The organism is Tabrizicola sp. (assembly GCF_041911175.1).
In the GTDB taxonomy this organism is placed as follows: Bacteria; Pseudomonadota; Alphaproteobacteria; order Rhodobacterales; family Rhodobacteraceae; genus Tabrizicola.
The window spans coordinates 21915-28721 of sequence record NZ_JAYRPN010000083.1 but is presented as its reverse complement, the minus strand read 5'-3'; the positions used below and the strand labels follow the sequence as shown (position 1 = coordinate 28721).

5 protein-coding genes are annotated in these 6807 nt (G+C 67.7%); 3 read left to right on the top strand and 2 right to left on the bottom strand.

What is annotated here, in order from left to right:
- Positions 1–237 precede the first annotated feature (237 nt).
- Together ACE3P6_RS11800 and ACE3P6_RS11795 are read right to left on the bottom strand one after the other, a co-directional pair.
- On the bottom strand, positions 238–705 hold the full coding sequence (locus tag ACE3P6_RS11800; RefSeq protein WP_374395166.1) for a DNA polymerase III subunit chi: 468 nt from the start codon (positions 703–705) through the stop codon (positions 238–240).
- 84 nt (positions 706–789) lie between these two features.
- Entirely contained in the window at positions 790–2259 is a 1470-nt protein-coding gene (locus ACE3P6_RS11795) for a leucyl aminopeptidase (protein ID WP_374395163.1), read from the bottom strand.
- Between the two features lie 148 nt (positions 2260–2407).
- Here ACE3P6_RS11795 and lptF point away from each other — a divergent pair, with 148 nt between their 5' ends.
- Genes lptF through ACE3P6_RS11780 form a run of 3 tightly spaced genes read left to right on the top strand, consistent with a single transcriptional unit; the run spans position 2408 to position 6757 of the window.
- Positions 2408–3523, top strand: a complete 1116-nt coding sequence (gene lptF / locus ACE3P6_RS11790) for an LPS export ABC transporter permease LptF (protein WP_374395160.1) — start codon at positions 2408–2410, stop codon at positions 3521–3523.
- A complete protein-coding gene (lptG, locus tag ACE3P6_RS11785; protein WP_374395158.1) occupies positions 3520–4617 on the top strand; it encodes an LPS export ABC transporter permease LptG in 1098 nt (365 codons plus the stop codon). Before lptF ends, lptG begins: the two co-directional genes overlap by 4 nt.
- A 1-nt stretch (position 4618) precedes the next feature.
- Positions 4619–6757 (top strand): LPS-assembly protein LptD, encoded by a 2139-nt coding sequence (locus tag ACE3P6_RS11780; RefSeq protein ID WP_374395155.1) that lies wholly within the window; start codon positions 4619–4621, stop codon positions 6755–6757.
- Positions 6758–6807: the final 50 nt, after the last annotated feature.

Genomic DNA, 6807 nt, shown 5'->3' with positions numbered 1-6807 from the left:
TTGAAACTGGTCGAGTTGGGGCCGTTCCGCGCCGAGAATTTCGGGGCCTTCGTGACCGAGGGCGAGCTGGACCAGTCGTTGCTGGGTATGGACTACCTGCGGCAGTTCAGGATGGAATTCGACGGCGGAAAGCTGATCCTGCGGCAATAGTGTCCACAGTGGACATGCGCGGCGTCTTCTATAGAATCAATGACTTGGATTTTCGTGTTAATGTGGTGGTAAGGTTTGCCCCGGCTCTCAGCGCGCCGGGCTTTCGGCCTTCTTCTCCCATCGGCCCGTTTCCTCGGACCAGTATTGCGCGGCGTGACCGGCGGCCGTCATTGCCTTCCATTGCTGCCGGGCGGCCTGCAGGCGGGCGGTGTCGTTGCCGTCGAACAGCACCCAGACCCGTTCCATCGCCGCGATCTCGGCATCTGTTGCCCCGGCGCCGTCGACCAGCGCCAGCACCTGCGCGTCGTTGACCGGCGCGCCGAGACCCAGAAGCACCGGCTGGTCGGCATCCTGCGGGCCACCTTCCAGCCCGTGCGGCAGGAAACTGTCGTCGCCGCCCTTCAGCCAGAGCGCGGCGTCAAGCTGGTCAAGCGCGGCGGGGTCGGTGCCGCGCACCATCACCCGCCAGCCCTGCCCCAAGGCGCGGGCAGCGTTGACCGCCAGCGTATCGGCGGGGGCCGATTGCATCAGGTGGAAGAACATCACCGTGCCCATTGCGGCCTGCTCATCGCTTGTCTTCGACCGCTCTTCGCATCGCGCCGCCCCGCGAGGAGCGACGCGGAACGCGAGCGAGGAGCCTCACGTCTCGAACCGGTCGCGGATCAGCCGGTCGAGCGCCATGACGCCCCAGCCGGTCGCACCTTTCGGCGCCAGCGTGGTGTCGGCCTTCAGAAGCGCGGTCCCGGCGATGTCGAGGTGGCACCAGGGCACATCAGGCTTGACGAAGCGCTGCAGGAACTGCGCGGCGGTGATCGCGCCGCCGTCGCGACCGCCGACGTTCATCATGTCGGCGATGCGGGATTTGAGCTTGGCGTCATAGGCATCGCCCATCGGCATCCGCCAGGCGCCTTCACCTTCCGCCTTTGCCGCCGCCAGGAACGCGTTGCAGAGGGCGTCGTTGTTGGAGAAGACCCCGGTATTCTCATGCCCGAGCGCGATGATGATCGCGCCGGTGAGCGTCGCGAGGTTGATCATGCCGGTCGGCTTGAAGCGTTCCTGCGCATACCAGAGCACGTCGGCGAGGACGAGGCGGCCTTCGGCATCGGTGTTGATCACCTCGATCGTGTCGCCCTTCATCGACTTGACCACATCGCCGGGGCGCTGCGCGCGGCCGTCGGGCATGTTCTCCACGATCCCGACGAGGCCCACGACGTTTGCCTTTGCCTTCCGCAAGGCCAGCGTCCGCATCACGCCCGCGACAGTGCCCGCGCCGCCCATGTCCATCGTCATCTCTTCCATGCCCGCGGCGGGCTTGATCGAGATGCCGCCGGTGTCGAAGACGACGCCCTTGCCGATCAGCGCGAAGGGGGCCTCGCCCTTCTTGCCGCCGTGCCATTGCATGACCACGACCTTGGAGGGGCTTTCCGACCCCTGCCCCACGCCGAGGAGCGCACCCATGCCAAGCCTGGTGAGGTCTTCCTCTTCCAGGATTTCCACGTCGAGGCCCAGCTCGTGCATCGCAGCAAGGCGGGCCGCGAAGTCGTGGGTGGTCAGCACGTTGGCGGGTTCGTTCACCAGGTCGCGGGTGAAGAACACACCCTCGGCAACGGCGGCACCCGAGGCGGCGGCCTTCGCCACGGCTTCGGGGCTGGTGGTCATCAGGGTGACGGGGCCGGGGGTGGTTTTCTCTCCGGTCTTGTGGGTGTCGAAGTCATAGGCGCGCATCGCCAGGCCGAAGGCGATGTCGGCGGCCCGCGCGTGGCCTTCCGCCAGCACCAGCGAGCCCCCTGCCCCATGCATGCGCCCGATGGCGGCCCCGGCCTTGCGGGCTTGCGCCTGGTCGGCCTTCTTCGGCAGGCGGATCAGTTGCACCGCATCGGCGGCAAGCCCGGGCGGGTAGGCCAGATCCATCGCCTCGCCGGGTTTCAGCTTGCCGAAGGTCTCGGACCCTGCCGCCCGCGCCAGCGCGCCCCTGGTCAGCCGGTCAAGCCGCCGGAATCCGGGGCTGGTGGGCTGCTCTGCATCGGCCAGGACGGCGATGCGGCCCTTCGCGGTGGCAAGGCTTTCAAGATCGGTGGCCTGGAACTGGATCGGCAGGGGCTTGGGCATTGCTTGTCTCTCTGGTCGGGTTTTCACGCCTTGGGCGGCAGATTGCCGGGACGCTACAACCCTGCCCGGCGCTTGGCCAGATAGCAGTTTTCGCCGCCGGTGAATTCCGCTAGGGTCGGGCCTAGATGTTGTAGGGACCGGGTCGGGCGTGTCTAGATTCGACAGATATCTCTTGTCGCAACTGCTCGCGCTGTTCGGCTTCTTCGCGCTGGTGCTGGTGGCCGTCTACTGGGTCAACCGGGCGGTCGGCCTGTTCGACCAGTTGATCGGCGACGGGCAATCGGCGCTGGTTTTCCTGGAGTTTTCGCTTCTGACCCTGCCGAACGCGATCCGACTGGTACTGCCGATCGCGGCCTTCGCGGCGACGGCCTATGTGACCAACCGGCTGATGCAGGAAAGCGAGCTGGTGGTGATGCAGGCCACCGGGTTCTCCATGTTCCGGTTGGCGCGGCCGGTGGTCTACTTCGGGCTTTGCGTGCTGGTCATGCATGCGGTGCTGTCGAACGTGCTGGTCCCGGCCAGCCAGCGGATGCTGAGCGAGCGGTCGGCCGAAATATCCGAGAACATCACGGCGCGGTTCCTGAACGCGGGGCAGTTCATGCATCCCTCGAAGGGGATCACGCTTTACATCCGCGAGATCACGCCCACGGGCGAGCTTCTGGACCTGTTCCTGTCGGATGAACGCGCGGCGGGAAGCCGGGCGATCCATTCCGCGCGCAAGGCCTTTCCGGTGCGGGGCGAGGTGGCGCCGAAGCTTGTCATGGTCGACGGATCGACCCAGACGCTGAACCGGGCGGACGGGCGGATGTCGGTGACGCGGTTTTCCGATTTCACGCTGGACCTGGCCGGGCTGGTGCAGGGGAGCGAGACCGGGCGGATCGCGCTGAGCGCGCTGCCGACGCGGGTGCTGCTGGAGGCCCCGCCCGAGGCGCTGGCGGCGACGGGGGCGACGCGGGCGCAGTTCCTCGAAGAAGGGCACACGCGACTTGCCGGTCCGCTGATGTCGGTCGCGGCGCCGCTGCTGGGCTTTGCGGCGCTGATGCTGGGCAGTTTCTCGCGCTTCGGGCTCTGGCGGCAGATGGGGCTGGCGGTGGGGTTCCTGATCGGGATGCAGATGGCCTGGATCTGGGGGGGTAGCGTGGCGGCCCTGTCCGAGGCGGCCTGGCCTGCGGTCTACCTGGGGCCGGTGCTGGGGGTCGTGGTGGCAGTGGGCCTGCTGTTGCAGGCGCAACGGCCCCGGCGGCGGCGGAGTGCGCTGGCATGACGCTGAGCCTCTACATCGCGCGGCGGTTCCTCGGCAGCGTGGGCAAGGTGTTCCTGGCCTTCCTCGCGATCCTTCTGCTGATCGACATGATCGAGGAGCTGCGCCGGTTCTCCGATGCCGGGATCGGGCTGACCGGCGCCGCGCACCTGGCGCTGTTGAGCGTGCCGGAGACGATGTACCGCATCCTGCCGCTGATCATCGTGATGGGGGCGATCGCGAATTTCCTCGGGCTGGCGCGGTCGTCGGAGCTGGTGGTGGTCCGCGCGGCGGGGCGGTCGGGGCTGCGGTTCCTGCTGACGCCCTTGCTGGTATCGGTGGCGCTGGGGCTCTTGGCGGTGGCGCTGTTCAACCCCTTGGTCGCGGCGACGTCGAAAGCCTATGAGGACATGCGGTCGGAACTGACGCAGGGCGGGCGGTCGGTGCTGTCGGTGGCCGATACCGGGCTCTGGCTGCGGCAGGGGTCGGGCGAGGGGCAGACGGTGATCCAGGCGGCGCGGTCGAACCTGGACGGGACCGAGCTTTTCGGGGTGACCTTCCTGGGCTTCGACCAGGCGGGCCAGCCGACGCGGCGGATCGAGGCCGAGACGGCGAAACTGGTCGAGGGGGCCTGGCAGCTGACCGGGACGAAGACCTGGGACCTGACGGCGGCCAACCCGGAACAGACCTCGCTGCGGGAGGCCGGGCCGGTGGCCCTGCCCTCGGACCTGACGCCGGAGCGCATCCGCGACAGTTTCGGCACGCCCTCGGCCATCGCCTTCTGGAACCTGCCGGGCTATATCGCCGACCTTGAACGCGCAGGCTTCTCGGCGCAGTCCTACAAGCTGTGGTATCAGATGGAACTGGCCCTGCCGATGCTGATGGCGGCGATGGTGCTGGTGGCGGCGGGGTTCACGATGAGGCATGTCCGGTTCGGGGGCACGGGGAAGATGGTGCTGTTTGCCCTGCTCGCGGGGTTCGGCTTCTTCTTCCTGCGCAATTTCGCGCAGGCCCTTGGCGACAGCGGGCAGATTCCGGTTCTGCTGGCCGCCTGGAGCCCGCCCGTGGCGGCGGTGATGCTTTCGCTGGGCCTCCTCCTGCATCTGGAGGATGGCTGAGATGGCCCGCCTTCTGGCGTTTTTCGCGGTCCTCGTTGCCCTCGCCCTGCCCGCCCTTGCGCAGGACCGGGCGACGCTGGTCTCGGACAGCCTGGAGATCACCGGCGACACGCGGCTGATCGCCGACGGCCATGTCGAGGTGTTCTTCAAGGGCCGCCGCCTGACGGCAAGCCGCATCGTCTTCGACCAGGCGACCAACCGGCTGGAGATCACCGGCCCCATCGTGCTGACCGAGGAATCCGGCAACACGCTGATCCTGGCCAGCCAGGCCGACCTTGCGGCGGATATGTCGGAAGGCATCCTGACCAGCGCGCGGCTGGTGCTGAACCAGCAGCTGCAACTGGCCGCGGCCCAGATGCGTCGCGTCTCGGGGCGCTTTACCGAGCTGGAATCCGTCACCGCCTCGTCCTGCAAGGTGTGCAAGGGCGACCCGACGCCCCTGTGGGAAATCCGCGCGCGGCGGGTGGTGCATGACGAGATCGGGCGCCAGATCTACTTCGACCGGGCGCAATTCCGGCTGGCAGGCGTGCCGGTCCTGTATATCCCGCGTCTCAGGATGCCGGACCCGACCCTGAAACGCGCCTCGGGCTTCCTGATGCCGTCGATCCGCACGACTTCGGACCTCGGGACCGGGATCAAGGTGCCGTATTTCTTCGTGCTGGGCCAATCGGCCGACCTGACGCTGACACCCTACCTGACCACGAAGGGCTCGCGCACGGTGGAGTTGCGCTACCGGCAGGCCTTTGCGACCGGCGATATCGAACTGACCGGCTCGGTCAGCCGCGACGACCTGATCGCGGGCAAGACCCGGGGCTATCTGCGGCTGAAGGGCGGCTTCTCGTTGCCCGAACGGTTCCGGCTGACCTTCGACGGCCAGACGGTGACCGACCCGGCCTACATGCTGGACTACGGCATCGGCAACGAGGACCGGCTGGACAGCCGGATCGAGATCACCCGGACCCGCCGGAACGAACATATCTCGGCCCGGATCATCAGCTTCCAGACGCTGCGCGATGACGAGGACAACACGACCATCCCCACGGTGGTCGCCGACCTGACCTTCCACCGCCGGTTTTCGCTGGGCCCGCTGGGTGGCGAGGGCGGGCTGCGGTTGCAGACCCACAACCACTATCGCTCGTCCATCAGCCCGCTGGACGGCGACGGCGACGGCATCGCGGATGGCCGCGACCTCGGCCGGATCTCGGCGCGGATCGACTGGCGGCGAAGCTTCATCCTGCCGCTTGGCATCGAGGGCACGGTGCTGGGCGAGATGACGGCGGATGCCTATTCGATCAGCGACGATGCGACCTATGCCGGAGCTACGATGCGCACCCACGGCAGTGCGGGAGTGGAACTGCGCTGGCCCTGGGTGAAGGCTGAGGCCGGAGGCGGCAGCCAGGTGATCGAGCCGGTGGTGCAGCTTCTGTATTCCTCCTCGGACGCGGAAAGCCTGCCGAACGAGGATTCCGCGCTGGTCGAGTTCGACGAGGGCAACCTGTTTGCTCTTGACCGGTTCCCCGGCTCGGATGCGGTGGAACGTGGCCCGCGTGCGAATATCGGCATCAGCTGGACCCGGTTCGACCCGCAGGGCTGGTCGATGGGGGTGACGGTGGGCCGCGTCTTCCGTGAGGCGGACCTTGGCCAGTTCGGCCCGGGCTCGGGCCTGGCGGGGGCGCAGTCCGACTGGCTGGCGGCAGCGAATTTCACCCTGGCGGACGGGCTGGCGCTTACGGCGCGGCTGGTGATGGATGACGATTTCAGCCTGACCAAGGGCGAGGCGCGGGTGACCGTGAACGGGCCGAAGACCTCGGTCGCGACCTCGCTGATCTGGGCGGTGGCCGACCCGCTGGAGAACCGGCCCCTGCCGACGCAGGAATTGTCGGTCGATGCCCGGCGCAAGCTTAACCCGAACTGGACGGCCACTTTCGCGGGCCGCTACGACTTTGTCGCCGACCAGGGCACGGTTGCGGGCCTGGGTCTGGAGTTCCTGAACGAATGCGTGCGGTTTGATGTTTCCCTCTCGCGTCGCTTCACGTCATCCACTAGTGTGAGCCCGACGACGGATTTCGGCCTGTCGCTGGATCTGGTGGGCTTCGGTGGCGGTGCGACGGCAGGTCCGGCGCGGGCCTGCCGACAGTAGGGACGGCGACGGAAACGGCGGGCAAAGACCCGCGGGTTGAGGAAGAGCGG

What these genes read in the sequence shown, in the direction of transcription:
- lptG (WP_374395158.1), top strand. Translation starts at nt 3,520, where the DNA reads ATGACGCTGAGCCTCTACATCGCGCGGCGGTTCCTCGGCAGCGTGGGC.
- ACE3P6_RS11800 (WP_374395166.1), bottom strand. Translation starts at nt 705, where the DNA reads ATGGGCACGGTGATGTTCTTCCACCTGATGCAATCGGCCCCCGCCGAT.
- ACE3P6_RS11780 (WP_374395155.1), top strand. Translation starts at nt 4,619, where the DNA reads ATGGCCCGCCTTCTGGCGTTTTTCGCGGTCCTCGTTGCCCTCGCCCTG.
- ACE3P6_RS11795 (WP_374395163.1), bottom strand. Translation starts at nt 2,259, where the DNA reads ATGCCCAAGCCCCTGCCGATCCAGTTCCAGGCCACCGATCTTGAAAGC.